General features: G+C 72.3%; 12 protein-coding genes. 8 read left to right on the forward strand and 4 right to left on the reverse strand.

Annotated elements, in window-relative coordinates; genetic code table 11:
* Positions 1-32 precede the first annotated feature (32 nt).
* Positions 33-1,610 carry an NADH-ubiquinone oxidoreductase-F iron-sulfur binding region domain-containing protein gene (locus OG912_RS23955; RefSeq protein ID WP_327711188.1) on the reverse strand — a complete coding sequence of 526 codons (1,578 nt, stop codon included), beginning with the start codon at positions 1,608-1,610 and terminating at the stop codon, positions 33-35.
* Positions 1,607-2,857, reverse strand: coding sequence for a hypothetical protein (locus OG912_RS23960; protein ID WP_327711189.1), 1,251 nt, complete (start codon positions 2,855-2,857; stop codon positions 1,607-1,609). The genes OG912_RS23955 and OG912_RS23960 overlap by 4 nt, the downstream gene beginning before the upstream one ends.
* Positions 2,858-3,251: 394 nt before the next feature.
* Between OG912_RS23960 and leuS the strand changes: the two genes are divergently transcribed.
* The 5 genes from leuS (at position 3,252) to OG912_RS23985 (ending at position 12,041) form a co-directional block, all read left to right on the forward strand.
* Complete coding sequence (gene leuS, locus OG912_RS23965; protein ID WP_327711190.1) at positions 3,252-6,125, forward strand: leucine--tRNA ligase; 2,874 nt, start codon at positions 3,252-3,254, stop codon at positions 6,123-6,125.
* 203 nt (positions 6,126-6,328) lie between these two features.
* Entirely contained in the window at positions 6,329-7,033 is a 705-nt protein-coding gene (locus OG912_RS23970) for a hypothetical protein (protein WP_326736142.1), read from the forward strand.
* 170 nt (positions 7,034-7,203) lie between these two features.
* Positions 7,204-8,049 (forward strand): DegV family protein, encoded by an 846-nt coding sequence (locus OG912_RS23975; protein ID WP_326736141.1) that lies wholly within the window; start codon positions 7,204-7,206, stop codon positions 8,047-8,049.
* A 708-nt stretch (positions 8,050-8,757) separates the two neighbouring features.
* Complete coding sequence (locus OG912_RS23980; RefSeq protein ID WP_443061013.1) at positions 8,758-9,504, forward strand: helix-hairpin-helix domain-containing protein; 747 nt, start codon at positions 8,758-8,760, stop codon at positions 9,502-9,504.
* Positions 9,501-12,041, forward strand: coding sequence for a ComEC/Rec2 family competence protein (locus OG912_RS23985; protein ID WP_327711191.1), 2,541 nt, complete (start codon positions 9,501-9,503; stop codon positions 12,039-12,041). Before OG912_RS23980 ends, OG912_RS23985 begins: the two co-directional genes overlap by 4 nt.
* A gap of 8 nt (positions 12,042-12,049) precedes the next feature.
* On the opposite strand, the gene OG912_RS23990 is transcribed toward OG912_RS23985, so the two are convergent.
* Positions 12,050-12,505 carry a pyridoxamine 5'-phosphate oxidase family protein gene (locus tag OG912_RS23990; protein WP_327711192.1) on the reverse strand — a complete coding sequence of 152 codons (456 nt, stop codon included), beginning with the start codon at positions 12,503-12,505 and terminating at the stop codon, positions 12,050-12,052.
* A gap of 101 nt (positions 12,506-12,606) precedes the next feature.
* Here OG912_RS23990 and OG912_RS23995 point away from each other — a divergent pair, with 101 nt between their 5' ends.
* Both OG912_RS23995 and OG912_RS24000 read left to right on the forward strand, forming a co-directional pair.
* Entirely contained in the window at positions 12,607-13,437 is an 831-nt protein-coding gene (locus tag OG912_RS23995) for an arylamine N-acetyltransferase family protein (RefSeq protein ID WP_327711193.1), read from the forward strand.
* A 185-nt stretch (positions 13,438-13,622) separates the two neighbouring features.
* Positions 13,623-14,507: a YceI family protein gene (locus OG912_RS24000; RefSeq protein ID WP_327711194.1), complete on the forward strand. Its 885-nt coding sequence runs from the start codon at positions 13,623-13,625 to the stop codon at positions 14,505-14,507.
* A 48-nt stretch (positions 14,508-14,555) separates the two neighbouring features.
* On the opposite strand, the gene OG912_RS24005 is transcribed toward OG912_RS24000, so the two are convergent.
* Positions 14,556-14,801 carry a hypothetical protein gene (locus tag OG912_RS24005; RefSeq protein WP_326736136.1) on the reverse strand — a complete coding sequence of 82 codons (246 nt, stop codon included), beginning with the start codon at positions 14,799-14,801 and terminating at the stop codon, positions 14,556-14,558.
* Positions 14,802-14,878: 77 nt separating this feature from the next.
* Here OG912_RS24005 and holA point away from each other — a divergent pair, with 77 nt between their 5' ends.
* The gene (gene holA / locus OG912_RS24010; protein WP_327711195.1) at positions 14,879-15,865 is read left to right on the forward strand and encodes a DNA polymerase III subunit delta; all 987 of its coding nucleotides are present in this window, start codon (positions 14,879-14,881) and stop codon (positions 15,863-15,865) included.
* Positions 15,866-15,920 lie beyond the last annotated feature (55 nt).

A 15,920-nucleotide genomic window follows, 5' to 3' on the forward strand; every position in this document is an offset into this window, starting at 1 on the left:
CAGTCGTTTTGCGCGTCAAGTCGGCCGTCAGGTCAACTCCGGCCGCTGCCCAGTGCCTTCCGGCCGGTGCCCGGAGGCAGCGCGGGCCGCTCGGGAGCCTGCTGCTCGATCCGGAGCGCCAGGGCGGGACAACGGCGTACGGCACGCTGCGCACGTCCGCGCAGATGCATCGGAACCATGGCGTCCGCGAGCGCCGGGTATCCGTCGGCGCCCAGCCTGATCAGCTCCGGGACGATGTCCGCGCAGAGGCCGTGGCCCCGGCAGAGCGTCCAGTCGACGGCCAGCTTCTCGCCGCTCGGAACGGACTCCTCCACATCCTGGTACCCAGGTGCGGGCAGAGGGAGAACCCCGCGCGTCTCGCGGCCGCAGCCGCCGTCCAGCACATGCGCGGCCAGGTCGTCGGTGAACGCGGAGAGCGTGGACGACAGAAAGCGTGCCGAACCGTCCGGATGCTTGCAGGCGCCCCGCCCCTTGACCGCCAGCGTCACTTCACGCAGCGCCTCCAGAGCGGCGGGACCGCCCCCGTTCAGCACATCGGAGAGCCCGCCCGCGGCAGCCGGCAGCCCGAGCCTGCACGGGCCGCACTGGCCGGCGGTCTCGGCGGCCAGCCAGTTCGCCACGCGCAGGGACTCGCCGAGCGGGCAGGTCTCCGGTCCGATCGGCAGGATGGCACCCGCTCCCAGCGCGCCACCCGCCGCGGCCAGCGACTCCCGGGAGATGACGGCGTCATGCACGGCGTGCGCGCTGATCCAGTTGCCGTGATAGCCGCCCGTCAGCACGCCCTGCGGCAACGGTGGCGCGCCGGCCAGCTGGAGGACGTACCGCAGCGGCACCCCCGTCGGCACCTCGATGACCATCGGGCGCGCGACCGCGCCGGAGAGTGTGAGGAGCACCGTGCCGGGCTCGTCGGGCAGGCCGGTGTCTCCGTAGCGGCGGGGGCCCATGCGGGCGGCGACGGCGAGTTGCGCGTACGTCTCCGCGTTCGACAGCAGGGTGGGGGCGCCGCCCACCCCCGACTCGGCGGCCCGTCCGCGGCGGCCCGGCGGCAGGGCGGGGCCGCCGGACGCCGCCCGGATGACGGCCGAGGCCTCACCCGAGACCATCCGCTCCGGGGTCCGCACCACCCGGGCCCGTAACGGCCGACCGCGCCGGTCGGACAGACCCCGCTCGGCCAGCGCCGAGCGCACCGAGATCTCCGTGGAGTTGCGGGTGACGGCGACGATCAGGGTGCGGGCTCCGAGCGCCTCGGCCGCCAGCAGCGCGCCGTCCAGGATGAGGTGCGGTGCACGGTTGAGCAGCACCGTGTCCTTGCGGCAGGCGGGTTCGCCCTCGCTGCCGTTGATCACGACGACCGGCCGTACCCCACGCCGGATGGACGCCTTGGCGACGGCGCGCAGCTTTCTGCCGAAGGGGAATCCGGCACCGCCGCGGCCGTTGAGGGAGATGGACTCGGCGAGTTCCGCCAGGCGTTCGCCGGTCATCGGCTCCAGCGGCCCGTGCACCTTCAGATGCATGCCGAGGTCGAGCCGCTCCACCAGGTCGAAGCCGCTGGTCAGTTGGGGGAGGCCGACGACGCGGACTTCGGGGACGTCGGGGAGGGGGAGGTTCACGGTCGGTCTCCTGCGGGTGCGGTCCAGGGCTCTCCGGCCGGGGGCGGGTAGAACGGCCCCGGAAACGGTGCGGTGTCGCCGACGGCGGGCAGCGGAGCGGTCGCTGCCCGGGCGGCGTACGGGGGTTCCGCCGCTGTGGCGGGCCCGGGCGGCGGGCGCAGCGCCTGGGCCGGCGGGGTGGGCGACGGAGCCGGCCGGCGTCCGGACGGCTCCTGTCGCGTGGCCCCTCCGGCGGTCGGTGAGACCGCGCGGTACCCGGCGGCGATCCCCGGCCCGGGCCCCGGAAGACCGCCGGGCCTGCTCGGGGGAGGGCCGGTGAGGCGGTCGGAGCTGCGGGGCGGGGCCTCGTACAGAGGCGGGGCGGGTGCCGGGAGCGTGGTCCGGGGGTGCTCGAAGGACGAGGGCAGCGGGGTGCCGCGCAGCTGACTGCCGAGGCGGTTGCGGCCGGTGCTGCGGGCGTCCGCCCCGTACGCCCCCGGCAGGGCCGCGGTGTCCGCGCCGGGCAGCGGAGCCTCGCGGGTCACCGGATCCGGTTCGCCGGGCAGGGCGTCCGGCTTGATCAGAGCGGTGATCAGTCCGGCGATCCGCCGTTTCACCGGCGGCGGCAGCATGCGCAGGCACAGCACCGCCGCCACGGCGACCAGGCACAGGCTGTACATCGCGACGACCCAGACCGCGGGTGGCCGGCCCGCGTACAGACCGTGCACCAGCGCGGCGCACCACGCCGGGTAGGACAGCGCGTGCAGCGCCCGCCAGCGTCCGGCGACCCTGTTGGGCGTGGCGAAGGCGCTGCGCAGCGCGCCCGTCGCGGCCGCCACGACCATCAGCAGACCGGCCAGCGCGCCGAAACCGATCAGCCCCGCCGTCCCGCCGACTCCGAGACCGAAGGGTACGAGGGCGCCGAGCAGCGCCACATGCCCCAGCGAGACCTTCACCGTGACATGGAGCAGCAGGAAGCCCAGCGAGGCGGCCGCGGCGGTGCGGTGGACGGCCTGGCCGACCAGGCGCTGGCGCGAGGAGAGGAACAGCCGGTCGGTGGCGAGCAGGCCCCAGCCCACCGCGGCGGTGAGCGAGACCAGCGAGAGGACACCGGTCGTGAAGTCGAACGTGGCGCGCAGACCGTCGCTGCCCGCCACGGCGAGCAGCGGCAGGAGAACCAGCACAGCGACGGTCAGCCCGCCCTGTACGTGACGGCTCGGCCCCTGGAGCGGGGCGGCCGATGAGCGGATTTTGCGATGAGGGTTCATGGGGGGCGACTCCGAATGGCTCGGCAAAGCGGTCCCGTTGCCGCATGCTAGGACGCTCCATACCGGCCAGTACGAGGTTTGAGTGGTTGCCCCGATAGGGGGCATTACGCGGAGTAACCCACGCTTCCCGGACGTTCCGCCGCAGGGCTCGCCCCCCGTCGTGTCCACGGATCGGCGGTGCCCGGATGAGGACCGGGCCTGTGCGGTACCCTGACGCCATGCGTGCCGTACGCCTTCTGCTTAGCGAGCCGCGCTGATCAGTCCCGACCGGTGAGAATGCCTGGTCGGCATCAGCGCGGCGTCCCCTCCTGTGCGAGGGGCTTTTTCGTTTCCGTAGACGCGTGTCCGTAGACGTGGGCGCCGGCAGATGACGATCGATGGAGCTTTGAGGATCATGAGCGAGACGAATTCCGCAGCCGACGTTGCTGCGCCGCACCGCTATACGGCAGCGATGGCCGCCGACATCGAGGCACGCTGGCAGGACTTCTGGGACGCCGAGGGCACGTACGAGGCGCCGAACCCCACCGGCGACCTGGCGGGCGACCCGGAGCTGGCCGCCAAGCCGAAGAAGTTCATCATGGACATGTTCCCGTACCCCTCGGGTGCGGGCCTGCACGTCGGCCACCCGCTGGGCTACATCGCCACCGATGTCTACGCCCGCCACCAGCGGATGAGCGGCCACAACGTCCTGCACACCCTGGGCTTCGACGCCTTCGGTCTGCCCGCGGAGCAGTACGCCGTACAGACCGGCACGCACCCGCGGATCTCGACCGAGGCCAACATCGAGAACATGACGGCGCAGCTGCGCCGGCTGGGCCTGGGCCACGACAAGCGCCGCTCGTTCGCCACGATCGAGTCGGAGTACTACAAGTGGACCCAGTGGATCTTCCTGCAGATCTTCAACTCCTGGTACGACACCGACGCGGACCGCGCCCGGCCGATCGCCGAGCTGGTCGCCCAGTTCGAGTCCGGTGAGCGCGCGACCCCCGACGGACGCGACTGGAGCGCGCTGAGCGCCGCCGAGCGCGCCGACGTCCTGAGCGACCACCGGCTGGCCTACGCCTCCGACGCGCCCGTCAACTGGTCGCCCGGCCTGGGCACCGTCCTGGCCAACGAGGAGGTCACGGCCGACGGTCGCTCCGAGCGCGGCAACTTCCCCGTCTTCAAGGCCAAGCTGCGCCAGTGGAACATGCGCATCACCGCCTACGCCGACCGCCTGCTGAACGACCTGGACGGGCTGGACTGGCCCGAGGCCATCAAGCTGCAGCAGCGCAACTGGATCGGCCGCTCCGAGGGCGCGCGCGTCGACTTCCCGGTCGACGGCGCCGGCAGCATCACCGTCTTCACCACCCGCCAGGACACCCTGTTCGGCGCCACGTACATGGTGCTGGCGCCGGAGCACGAGCTGGTCGAGCGGATCATCCCGGCCGCCTGGCCCGACGGCACCCACCCGGTCTGGACCGGCGGCCACGCCACTCCGGCCGAGGCCGTCACCGCGTACCGCAAGCAGGCCGCCGCCAAGTCCGATGTGGAGCGGCAGGCCGAGGCCAAGGACAAGACCGGCGTCTTCACCGGCGCGTACGCGACCAACCCGGTCAGCGGCGAGCAGGTTCCCGTCTTCATCGCCGACTACGTGCTGATGGGCTACGGCACCGGCGCGATCATGGCCGTACCGGCGCACGACGCGCGCGACTTCGCCTTCGCACGCGCCTTCGAGCTGCCGATGCGCTGCGTCGTCGAGCCGTCGGACGACCGCGGCACGGACGCCTCGACGTGGGAGGACGCCTTCGGCTCGTACGACGCGAAGCTGGTCAACTCCGCGAACGACGAGATCTCGCTGGACGGCCTGGGCGTCGTCGACGCGAAGGCCCGCATCACCGACTGGCTGAAGGAGCACGGCGTCGGCGAGGGCACCGTCAACTTCCGGCTGCGCGACTGGCTGTTCAGCCGTCAGCGCTACTGGGGCGAGCCCTTCCCGATCGTGTACGACGAGGAGGGCATCGCCCACCCGCTGCCCGAGTCGATGCTGCCGCTGGAGCTGCCGGAGGTCGACGACTACTCGCCGCGCACCTTCGACCCGGACGACGCCGACACCCAGCCCGAGACCCCGCTGTCGCGCAACGCCGACTGGGTCAACGTCACGCTGGACCTGGGCGACGGCGCCGGCCCGAAGAAGTACCGCCGCGAGACCAACACCATGCCCAACTGGGCCGGATCCTGCTGGTACGAGCTGCGCTACCTGGACCCGAACAACAGCGAGAAGCTGGTCGACCCGGCGATCGAGCAGTACTGGATGGGCCCGCGCGAGGGGCAGCCGACCGGTGGTGTCGACCTGTACGTGGGCGGAGCCGAGCACGCCGTACTGCACCTGCTGTACGCCCGCTTCTGGTCCAAGGTGCTGCACGACCTGGGCCACGTCTCGTCCGCGGAGCCCTTCCACAAGCTGTACAACCAGGGCATGATCCAGGCCTTCGTCTACCGGGACAGCCGCGGCATCGCGGTCCCGGCGGCCGAGGTCGAGGAGCGTGACGGGGCGTACTACTACGAGGGCGAGAAGGTCTCCCGCGTCCTGGGCAAGATGGGCAAGTCCCTGAAGAACGCCGTGACGCCCGACGAGATCTGCGGCGAGTACGGCGCGGACACGCTGCGTCTGTACGAGATGGCCATGGGCCCCCTGGACGTGTCGCGCCCCTGGGACACGCGTGCGGTCGTCGGCCAGTACCGGTTGCTGCAGCGGCTGTGGCGCAACATCGTCGACGAGGAGAGCGGCGAGGTCACCGTCGTCGACACCGAGCCCGGCGAGGACACGCTGCGCGCGCTGCACAAGGCGATCGACGGCGTCGGCGGGGACATGGCCGGGATGCGCTTCAACACGGCCATCGCCAAGGTCACCGAGCTGAACAACCACCTGACCAAGGCCGGTGGCCCGCTGCCGCGTCCCGTCGCCGAGGCACTGGTGCTGCTGGTGGCGCCGCTGGCGCCGCACATCGCCGAGGAGCTGTGGCGCCGACTGGGTCACACCGAGTCGGTCGTGCACCAGGACTTCCCGGTCGCCGACCCGGCGTACGTCGTGGACGAGACCGTGACCTGCGTCGTCCAGATCAAGGGCAAGGTCCGGGCACGCCTGGAGATCTCCCCGTCGATCACGGACGCCGAGCTGGAGGCCCTGGCCCTGGCCGACCCGGCCGTCGTCGCGGCACTGGACGGGGCGGGCATCCGCAAGGTGATCGTCCGGGCGCCGAAGCTGGTCAACATCGTTCCGGCCTAGTCGACTGCTCGACGGTCGTCGCCATGATGGTGTGAGGGCTTTGCGGAAGGAGAGCTCTTCAGCGTGAGAGCTTTTCGGTGTGAGGGCTTTCCCCTACGGGCAGGTTGGGGGTTCCAATGGAACCCTCCGCCTGCCCGTTCCGTTTACGGTGGAGGGGCGGGTGAAACCGTGCCGTCAGCCGTCACACCATCCGAGGGGCGCTCATGGAAGCCGTGATCCTGATTCTGGGGCTGCTCGTCGTCGCATTCATGGCGCTGGGCGTCTACGCGGTCGTCAAGGCCGTCGGGGCGGCCAAGCGCGGCGTGGACCGCACGATCACGCAGGCGCGCCGCACGGTGGAGGACACCACGCTGCGGGCCAAGAGCTACGGGCAGGTGGGCGTCGGCGGCGAGCTGGCGCAGCTCCGCCTCTCGCTGCGCACCTCGATGCGCGCCACTCAGGAGGCGCTGCAGTCGGGCGTGGTCGAGGATGCCTCGCTCTCGGAGTCGCTGGGGCTGTTCCAGCGCCTCGGGGTGCACGGCCGTGAGCTGGACGAGGACCTGAAGCGGCTGGAGCGCGAACCCGACAAGGTGACGGTCGCCTCGTTGCTGCCCGGCCTGAAGGAACGCACCGAGCGGATCACGCACGCCGCGGAGTCGCTGCGATGGGCGGCCCGGGACCGGGCCAGGCAGTTCGCCGAGGACGATCTGGCGTCGCTGAACATGCAGATCGACGTGGAGGCCGGGGCGCTGCGGCACTGGACGACGGAGGAGCCGGCACCGGGGCGTCCGGCGGACCGTGTTCAGGAGCAGCACGTAGGGGACCCGGCGGGCGCCGAGGGGGCCCCGCAGTCCATCACGGCCCCGGACCCCCGGCTGCGGACGGGATATCCGTGGCAGAAGACGGCCCGGCCGGAGACCACGAACTGACGGCATCGGGCGCATGGGATCTTCCTGGCCGTCGTCGGTGGGAGCGGTCGGGTACGCGCCAGGACGGCACGTGAACGGGGATGGCAGGATGCGCTTCGAAGCGACCGGAACTGATCATTCGCTCGGGGTCGGACTGCAGGGCCGCCTCCCCGGCAGGTAATCTCCCGCTCATGTCCCGCCATGTCGCGATCATCACCGATTCAACGGCCTACCTGCCGCCCCAGGCGATGGAACGGCATGGCATCACCGCAGTGCCGCTGACCGTCGTTCTCGGCGACCAGGCGCTGGAGGAGGGCACCGAGATCTCGGCCCGCTCCCTCGCACTGGCCCTGCAGAAGCGCCGTTCCGTGACGACTTCGCGGCCCAGCCCCGAGGTCTTCGCCGCCGCCTACCGCGCAGCCGCCGACGCGGGAGCGAGCGCCATCGTCTCGCTGCATCTGTCGGCGGAGTTCTCCGGCACGTACGACGCGGCCCTCCTCGCAGCGAAGGATGCGCCGGTTCCGGTGCGCGTGGTGGACACCGGGATGGTCGCCATGGCCCTCGGGTTCTGCGCCCTGGCCGCGGCGGAGACCGCGGAGGCGGGCGGCAGCCAGGACGAAGCGGTGGCCGCCGCCGAAAAGCGGGCTGCGGGCACATCGGCCTACTTCTACGTCGACACCCTGGACTATCTGCGCCGCGGCGGCCGGATCGGCGCCGCGCAGGCCCTGCTCGGTTCGGCCCTCGCCGTGAAACCGCTGCTTCAGCTGGACGGCGGCCGGATCGAACTGCTGGAGAAGGTGCGGACGGCCTCGAAGGCCATTGCCCGGCTGGAGGAGATCGTCGCCGAGCGGGCGGGCAGCGGGCAGGTGGACATCGCGGTGCATCACCTCGCGGCCCCGGAGCGGGCCGAACGGCTGGCCGAGCGGCTGCGCGAGCGGGTTCCGGGCCTGGTCGACCTGCATGTCAGCGAGGTGGGTGCGGTGATCGGCGCACACACCGGCCCCGGGCTGCTGGGAGCGGTGATTTCGCCTCGCTGACCTCACTCTTCGGAGTGGTGGAGTTATGCACAACGGTCCGGTTTTCCACCGGAATTGGGCGTCCTCAGCGGGTTCTGGAAGAAGTGCCTAGCGTCATGAGGCATGGCTTCCCGATCACATCGTGCAACCAATCGTGCCGGTGCCGGCCGCGTCAGTCGCGCCGACAGCGACGGACGTGTCAGCGGCATCGGCATCGGCATCGGCCGTTTCGGCGGGGTAGGCGGACCCGGTAGCGGACCGGGGCGCGTTCCGGTCTCGGACGGTCGTGCCCGGAGCGGTGCGGGCACCGGGCCGGGCCGACGGCGGCGGGCGAGGGGGCGTACCGCCGCGGCCGCAGCTTCGCGCAGCCGCGCGGACGCGCTGATGGCAGGCGGCTACGGGGGGCGGGTCGCGCGGCCGGTGGTGGGGGTGGGCGCGGGTTCGCCGGCGGCCGGGTCGGCCATGGCGGCGCATACGGCGATCGCGGCGCGGCCGCCGACGGACTCTCACCCTTCAACGTCTGCGTCCACATCTGCGTCCCCTTCCCCGCCTGCGCCTGCGCCTCCTTCCCCGTCTGCGTCTGCGTCTGCGTCTGCGTCTGCGTCTGCGTCTGCGCCTGCGTCTGCGTCCCCACCTCCGCCTGGGTTCGCATCCGCGTCGCCACCGTCCGTGTCCGCGATGGCGGACGCGCCGGCCCCATCGGTGGGCCCGGTTCCGGTCCCCGGCCCGGTGTCCGCGGATTGGCTGCGGCGGGCCCTTCCCGCCCTGCGGGAGCGACTCCCGGTGTGGCTCCAGCTCAGGTGCGGCCTGGAGCCGAAGGCCCTGGCCGCGCTCACCGTCGTCCTGGTCGCGGCAGCCGTGTTCGCCGCGATGCACTTCTGGTCCGCGCGCCCCGCATCCGTAGGTGCTCCGGAGCGTGTCGGTGAGGCCGCGCACGCGCCCGTGGCGGAGACGGAAGCGGTGGACGGTGAGGCGGACGGAGACACGGGCGGGGCCGGCACGCCGGAGCCGTCTCCCGGGACGCCACCCGCCACCGGGCCGGGCGGGCAGGTCGTGGTGGACGTGAGCGGGAAGGTGAGGCAGCCCGGGATCCACCGGTTGCCGGCCGGAGCCAGGGTTGCTGACGCGCTGCGAGTGGCGGGCGGGGCCCGGCCGGGCGTGGACCTCGACAGCCTCAACCGGGCCCGGGTCCTGATGGACGGGGAACAGATCATCGTGGGCGCCCCGCCCGGCCCGACTGCCGCAGGCGGTACGGGAGGTGGCGCCGGCCCGACCGCCGCCGTCGGGCCGGTGAGCCTCAACACCGCGACGGTGGAACAGCTCGACACCCTGCCGGGCGTCGGCCCGGTCCTCGCCCAGCACATCGTCGACTACCGCACCCGGCACGGAGGTTTCCGCTCCGTGGACGAGCTCCGCGACGTCAACGGCATCGGCGACCGCCGGTTCACCGATCTTCAGCCGCTGGTGCGACCGTGACTGCCCAGGACGTCCACACGGCATCGGGCCGTCGGCTGGGGAGCGCCCACCCGCGACAGGAAGGGCCGGTCGACCTGCGGCTGGTCCCGCCGGCCCTGGCGGCCTGGGCGGGTGCCGCACCGGCCCTGGACGCGCCCGGTCACTGGGTGGCGGCGGGTGTGGTGCTCTGCCTCGGCGCAGCCATGGTCCTCCTGGCCGTACCCGGCTTCCCGCCCTTCCGCATGGCATTCGCGGTGCGGACGGAACATGAGGAGATCGGCGGCGCCGGCCGATGGCGGCTGCACACCACGGCCGTTGCCGCGGTGCTGCTCTGCGCGGCGGCCGGAGCGGCCTCCGCCGGTCTGCACAGGGCCGATGCGCGGCAGGGGCCCGTGCCCGGGCTGGCCGGACAGTTCGCGCGCATCGACGCGGAGATCACCCTGACCTCCGATGCCCGCCGCACCTCACCCCGGGTGCGCGGCGACCACAGCACCCCCGTCTCCCTGCTCCTGGACGCGGAGATCGTCCGGCTGACGAGACCCGGTGGCACAGCCGTCCGGCTGCGTACGCCGGTGCTGGTCATCGTCACACCCGAAGGTGCTGCCGAGCAGTGGCAGCAACTGCTTCCCTCCACGCGGCTGCGCATCAGCGGCCGGCTGGCCCCGCCACTGCGCGGAGGGGAACGGGCCACCGCCGTGCTGCGCGCCGAGGGAAAGGGGCCGCCCCACGTCATCCGCCCGCCCTCCCGACTTCAGCGCACGGCGGGCGGATTGCGCGCAGGCCTGCGCACGGCGACGGAAGACCTCGGCCCCGATGCGCGAGCGCTCCTGCCCGGGCTGGTCGTCGGCGACACCACCCGCGTCACACCGGAACTGCACGAGGCGTTCCGGGCGACCGACCTCACCCACCTCATGGCGGTATCGGGCGCCAACCTGGCGATCCTGCTCGTCCTGCTCATCGGACCGCCCGGCAGCGCCCTGCGCGTCGAACGCCGCGGACTGGCACCCGCGTGGGGGATCTCCCTGCGGGGGACCGCTCTGCTCGGTGGCGGACTCACTCTCGCCTTCGTGCTCGTATGCCGGCCGGAACCGAGCGTGCTGCGGGCCGCGGCCTGCGGTCTGATCACGCTGCTGGCCATCGGCACCGGGCGGCGCAGATCGCTGATTCCCGCGCTGGCCGCCGCAGTTCTGGTGCTGGTGCTCTACGACCCGTGGCTGGCGCGCAGTTACGGCTTCGTTCTTTCGGTGCTTGCCACCGGCGCCCTCCTGACCCTGGCCCCGCGGTGGAGCGAGGCGCTGCAACGGCGGCGGGTGCCACCGCGGTTGGCGGAGGCGCTGGCCGCGGCGGCCTCGGCGCAGGCCGTGTGCTCGCCCGTCGTGGTGCTGCTCGCCTCCCGGGTGAGTCTGGTGGCGATCCCGTGCAATCTGCTGGCCGAGTTCGCGGTGGCGCCTGCCACGGTGCTCGGGTTCGCCGTGCTGGCCCTGGCTCCGGTGACCATGCCGGGGGCCGAACTGCTCGCCCGGGTGGCGGGGTGGCCGGCGGGGTGGATCGCCTCCGTCGCCCGGACCGGAGCCGCTCTCCCCGGCGCGGAGGCCGACTGGCCCGACGGCCGGCCGGGGGCGCTGCTGCTGGCCGCACTGACCGTGCTTCTGGTGCTGTTCGCGCGGCGCATCGGGCGCCATCCCTGGCTCTGTTCGGCCGCCGCGCTGCTGCTCGTTCTCGCGGTGCTCCGGCCGGTGCCGCTGACCTGGGTGCTGACCGGGTGGCCGCCGCCCGGCTGGGCGTTCGCGATGTGCGACGTCGGGCAGGGAGACGCCCTGGTGCTCGCGGCGGGGCCGGGCGCGGGTGTGGTCGTCGACGCCGGACCCGACCCCCGGCTCGCCGACCGGTGCCTGCGCGACCTGGCCGTCACCCGCATCCCGCTGCTGCTGCTCACCCACTTCCACGCCGACCACGTGCGAGGCCTGACCGGAGTACTGCGGGGCAGAACGGTGGGCGCGATCCAGACGACGAGCCTGGACGAACCCCCGGAACAGGCCGAGTTCGTCAGGAGAACGGCCGCGGCGGCCGGCATCCCCGTGGCAGGCGCCGCCTTCGGTGAGCGGCGCCGGATCGGAGCACTCACCTGGCAGGTGCTGTGGCCGCCGGGAGGCCCGGCCACCGCGGCGGGCCCGGCCGCCGGTCCCGTACCGGAGGAACCGAACGACGCCAGCGTCACCCTGCTCGTACGGGCCGGAGGGATCACGCTGCTGCTCCTCGGTGACCTCGAACCTCCTTCCCAGCAAGGCCTGTTGCGCAGTCTTCCCGCGTTGCCGAGGGTGGATGTGCTCAAGGTCGCCCACCATGGATCCGCGCACCAGGACGCGGCACTGCTCCGCAGCGCGCGTCCGAGGCTCGCACTGGTGAGTGTGGGCCGGGACAACCCGTACGGGCATCCTGCCGCGCGGACGGTGGAGGCGCTCAGATCCGGGGGAGCGGTGGTCCTCCGCACGGACCGGGACGGTGCGATCGCGGTGACGGGTGCCGGGGCGGGATTGCGGGCGGTGGGGCGGTCATGACCGGGCGTTCACTCCAGCCACCGTCCGTCGGCCATCAGTTCACGGCCGGCCAGCTCGTTCTCCTCCCGCCACGCCCTGACCGCGTACGGCGTGAAACGCAGGTACACCCAGGCGGAACGGCCCCGCAGGTCCCAGCCGAGCTTCGAGGCGAAGGCGTCGCCCGACTCCGCGGAAAGGTCCGCACCCTCGATGAGCTCCGCCGTCGCCTCGATGAGGACCACATCGCGGGTGGGGCCCAGCGCGATCCGGGCCTGCCCGTCCGGCGTCACGTTGACTGCTGTCGGGTTGGTGCGCCGGGTGGCCATCAGCAAGGTCTCCCGGTCCCACACGAACGAAAGAGGCACCAGAGTCGGTACTCCTTCGGCCGAGGCGGTCGACACCCAGGCGTCCGTGTCCTTCTCCAGGTGATCGAGCACATCCTGCTTGCGCTGTTCGCGGCTGCGCGCCGGCTCCCGATTCGTCATGTCCCGCACGCTAGTGAATACGCCCTGCGCCACGCCTCCGCCGCCGGTCCTAGGACCATCGGCTCAGGGCGCGGTGCCGTCCGCCGGGACAGACTGCCCTCATGGACCCACACCTGCCTCAGACCATCGACGCCTACCTGGAACGCATCGGCGCCACTCGGCCGGCCCGCCCCGATGCCGAGGCGTTGCGCGAGCTGCAGGTGCGCCACCTCGCCACCGTGCCCTTCGAGAACCTCTCGATCCACCTCGGCGAGGACATCGTGCTGGAGGAGAAGTCGCTCCTCGACAAGATCGTGGCGCGCCGCCGAGGGGGGTTCTGCTACGAACTCAACGGCGCCTTCGCCGTACTGCTGCGGTCGCTCGGTTTCCGCGTCACGCTGCTCCAGGGGCGGGTTCACGGTGAAGCGGGGCGGCTCGGGATCCCCTACGACCACATGGCGTTGCGGGTGGAGACGGACGACGGCACCGGTCCCTGGCTCGCCGATGTCGGCTTCGGCGACTATGCCCAGAATCCGCTCGTGCTCGACGACCGTGCGGACCAGGTGGACCCGCGCGGCATCTTCCGGATCGCGCAGGTCCCCGCCGAGGACGGTGAGGACTACGGGGAGGTCGATGTGTTGCAGGACGGCGCGCCCCAGTTCCGTCTGGACCCACGGCCCCGGGTGCTGGACGACTTCCGGGCCGGGGCCTGGTACCACCGGACCTCACCCGATTCGGGCTTCACCCGGTCGCCGGTCTGCTCGCGGTTCACGGCCACCGGGCGGATCACGCTCAAGGGCCGCCGGCTCCTCACGACGGTGGGTACGGAGCGCCACGAGACGCGGCTGGGAAGCGACGAGGAGGTGCTCGCCGCCTATCGCGAGCACTTCGGAGTGCATCTCGACCGGCTTCCCCCCGAAGGCGGGGTCGGCGTTTCTGCGTCGAATGGGTGACACACACAAACGGAACGAGCAATTCGGACCTTCGGTAACACCTCCACCCAAGCCCTTGCGAGCCGCTCTGTTTGCCTCGAACGCCACAAGGGTGATCGAATGCATGATCGTCGGCGGGCCGCTGTTCCGACAACGACGTCCAGTCCTTCGGCCCGAGGTGAAACCGCCCCCGGGAGTGCGTGGAGATGTTCGGCCGTTGGCTCGGAAACAAGGGTGAGACGGGTGCCGTACGCGGCAACGCCCTCGCCGGACTTGCCGTACCGGACTCCGCGGGTGTCCTCAGCTGCCGGGTACTCGACCCGGTCAACGAGGCAGTGCAGCACGCCGAGTTCGTCGTCACGGACGCTGCGGGACGCAAGGTCGTCGGCGGGGAGACGGACCCGTTCGGCAACGTCCTCGCCACGGTGCCGGCGGGGGAGTACCGGCTGGCTGTCACGGCCGAGGGGTTCACCCCGTTCCATGGTTCGACCGCGGTCTCCGAGGGCGTTCACGCAGGGCTGGGTGATGTGACCCTGCAGGTCTCCGCACCCCCCCAGCTGCCCGACCCGGGCGAGTGGGAGATCGAGCCGATGCACTCCCAGATCGGTTTCACGGCCCGGCACATAGGGATGGCCCGCATCCACGGCCGGTTCAACAACTTCGCCGGTGCGGTCCGGATCGCCGACCGCATGGAGAACTCGGCCATGCACGTGATCATCGATGCCGCGTCGATCGACACGAACGTCCAGATGCGCGACGACCACCTGCGCTCGGGCGACTTCCTCGACGTGGGCCGCTATCCCACGCTGGAGTTCTACAGCGAACGCTTCGTCCACCGGGGTGGCACCCGCTGGGGTGTGAGCGGCGCGCTCACCCTGCACGGTGTGAGCCGCACGGTGACGCTGGACACCCAGTACCTCGGCATCGGCAACGGCCTGGAGGGCGAGACCCGTGCCGCCTGCCGCGCCACCACCGAGCTGCACCGTGAGGACTTCACCCTCACCTGGCAGACGATGCTGGCCCGCGGCATCGCCGCGGTCGGCTCCAGCATCTCCATCGACATGGACATCCAGATCGTTCCGAAGGCCTGACTTCGGGCTTCGGGGCGGCGCCCGAGGCGGCCGCCCCGGGCCCGGGCCCTACGGAGCCTCCAGCCAGCCCTCGTACTCCGCGGCGAACGCATCGAGCGCCGCGGAGTCCAGGCGCCGGTCCGGATCCTCCACGACCACCAGCCACTGGGCGTCCTCGGCGTCGTCCTCGCCGGCCAGCGCGTCGCGTACGAGCTGCGGTTCCTCGGCGACCCCGAACCGGTCGGTCAGCTCTCCGGCCGCCTCCTCCGCGGCATCGCGGTCGGGCAGCACCAGTACATGTCTCACATCGCTCACCCGTCCATTCTCGGGTACGTGCCGAAGTGCCCCGGCCGCAGCCCGGCTGTCAGTGGCCCGTGGGATGCTGGACCGCGATGGCCACCAGAAGGAATTCCACCGACGATCCGCTCGCCCCCCTCACGCTCGCCGTGGGGCAGGAGGACCTGCTCCTGGACCGCGCCGTGCAACAGGTGGTGGCGGCGGCCCGGGCCTCCGACGCCGACACGGACGTCCGGGATCTCACCTCCGACCAGCTCCAGCCGGGCACTCTCGCCGAGCTGACGAGCCCTTCGCTCTTCGCCGAGCGCAAGGTGGTGATCGTGCGCAACGCGCAGGATCTCTCCGCCGACACGGTCAAGGACGTCAAGAAGTATCTCGACGACCCGGTCGAGGAGATCACCCTCATGCTGCTGCACGCGGGCGGTGCCAAGGGCAAGGCGCTGCTCGACGCGGCGCGCAAGGCCGGGGCGCGGGAGGTCGCGTGTCCGAAGACCACCAAGCCCGCCGAGCGCCTCTCCTTCGTACGGGGCGAGTTCCGGACGCTGGGACGCTCCGCGACCCCCGAGGCGTGCCAGGCGCTGGTCGACTCCATCGGCAGTGATCTGCGCGAGCTGGCGAGCGCGGCCTCACAGCTTGTCGCGGACGTCGAGGGCACGATCGACGAAGCCGTCGTCGGGCGCTACTACACGGGCCGCGCGGAGGCGTCGAGCTTCACGGTCGCCGACCGTGCGGTCGAGGGGCGGGCGGCGGAGGCCCTGGAGGCCCTGCGCTGGTCGCTGTCGACGGGCGTGGCCCCTGTCCTGATCACCAGCGCGCTCGCGCAGGGGGTGCGGGCGATCGGCAAGCTCTCGTCGGCACGCGGGGGGCGGCCGGCGGATCTCGCCCGTGAGCTGGGCATGCCCCCATGGAAGATCGACCGGGTGCGCCAGCAGATGCGCGGGTGGACGCCGGACGGGGTGGCGGTGGCGCTGCGGGCGGTCGCGGACGCGGACGCGGGCGTCAAGGGCGGCGGGGACGACCCGGAGTACGCGCTGGAGAAGGCCGTGGTCGCGGTGGCGCGGGCCGCGCGGACGGGGCGGTAGCGCCTCGGCGGGGTGGTGGGCGGCTGGTGCGGGGTCGCCCGGTGGGCCGTGGTGT

It is taken from the genome of Streptomyces sp. NBC_00464 (genome assembly GCF_036013915.1).
Lineage (GTDB): Bacteria > Actinomycetota > Actinomycetes > Streptomycetales > Streptomycetaceae > Streptomyces.

Coding starts and splice junctions, on each gene's coding strand:
- OG912_RS23990 (WP_327711192.1), bottom strand. CDS start 12,505: ATGACGAATCGGGAGCCGGCGCGCAGCCGCGAACAGCGCAAGCAGGAT.
- OG912_RS23970 (WP_326736142.1), top strand. CDS start 6,329: ATGGAAGCCGTGATCCTGATTCTGGGGCTGCTCGTCGTCGCATTCATG.
- holA (WP_327711195.1), top strand. CDS start 14,879: ATGGCCACCAGAAGGAATTCCACCGACGATCCGCTCGCCCCCCTCACG.
- OG912_RS24000 (WP_327711194.1), top strand. CDS start 13,623: ATGTTCGGCCGTTGGCTCGGAAACAAGGGTGAGACGGGTGCCGTACGC.
- OG912_RS23995 (WP_327711193.1), top strand. CDS start 12,607: ATGGACCCACACCTGCCTCAGACCATCGACGCCTACCTGGAACGCATC.
- OG912_RS23975 (WP_326736141.1), top strand. CDS start 7,204: ATGTCCCGCCATGTCGCGATCATCACCGATTCAACGGCCTACCTGCCG.
- OG912_RS23960 (WP_327711189.1), bottom strand. CDS start 2,857: ATGAACCCTCATCGCAAAATCCGCTCATCGGCCGCCCCGCTCCAGGGG.
- leuS (WP_327711190.1), top strand. CDS start 3,252: ATGAGCGAGACGAATTCCGCAGCCGACGTTGCTGCGCCGCACCGCTAT.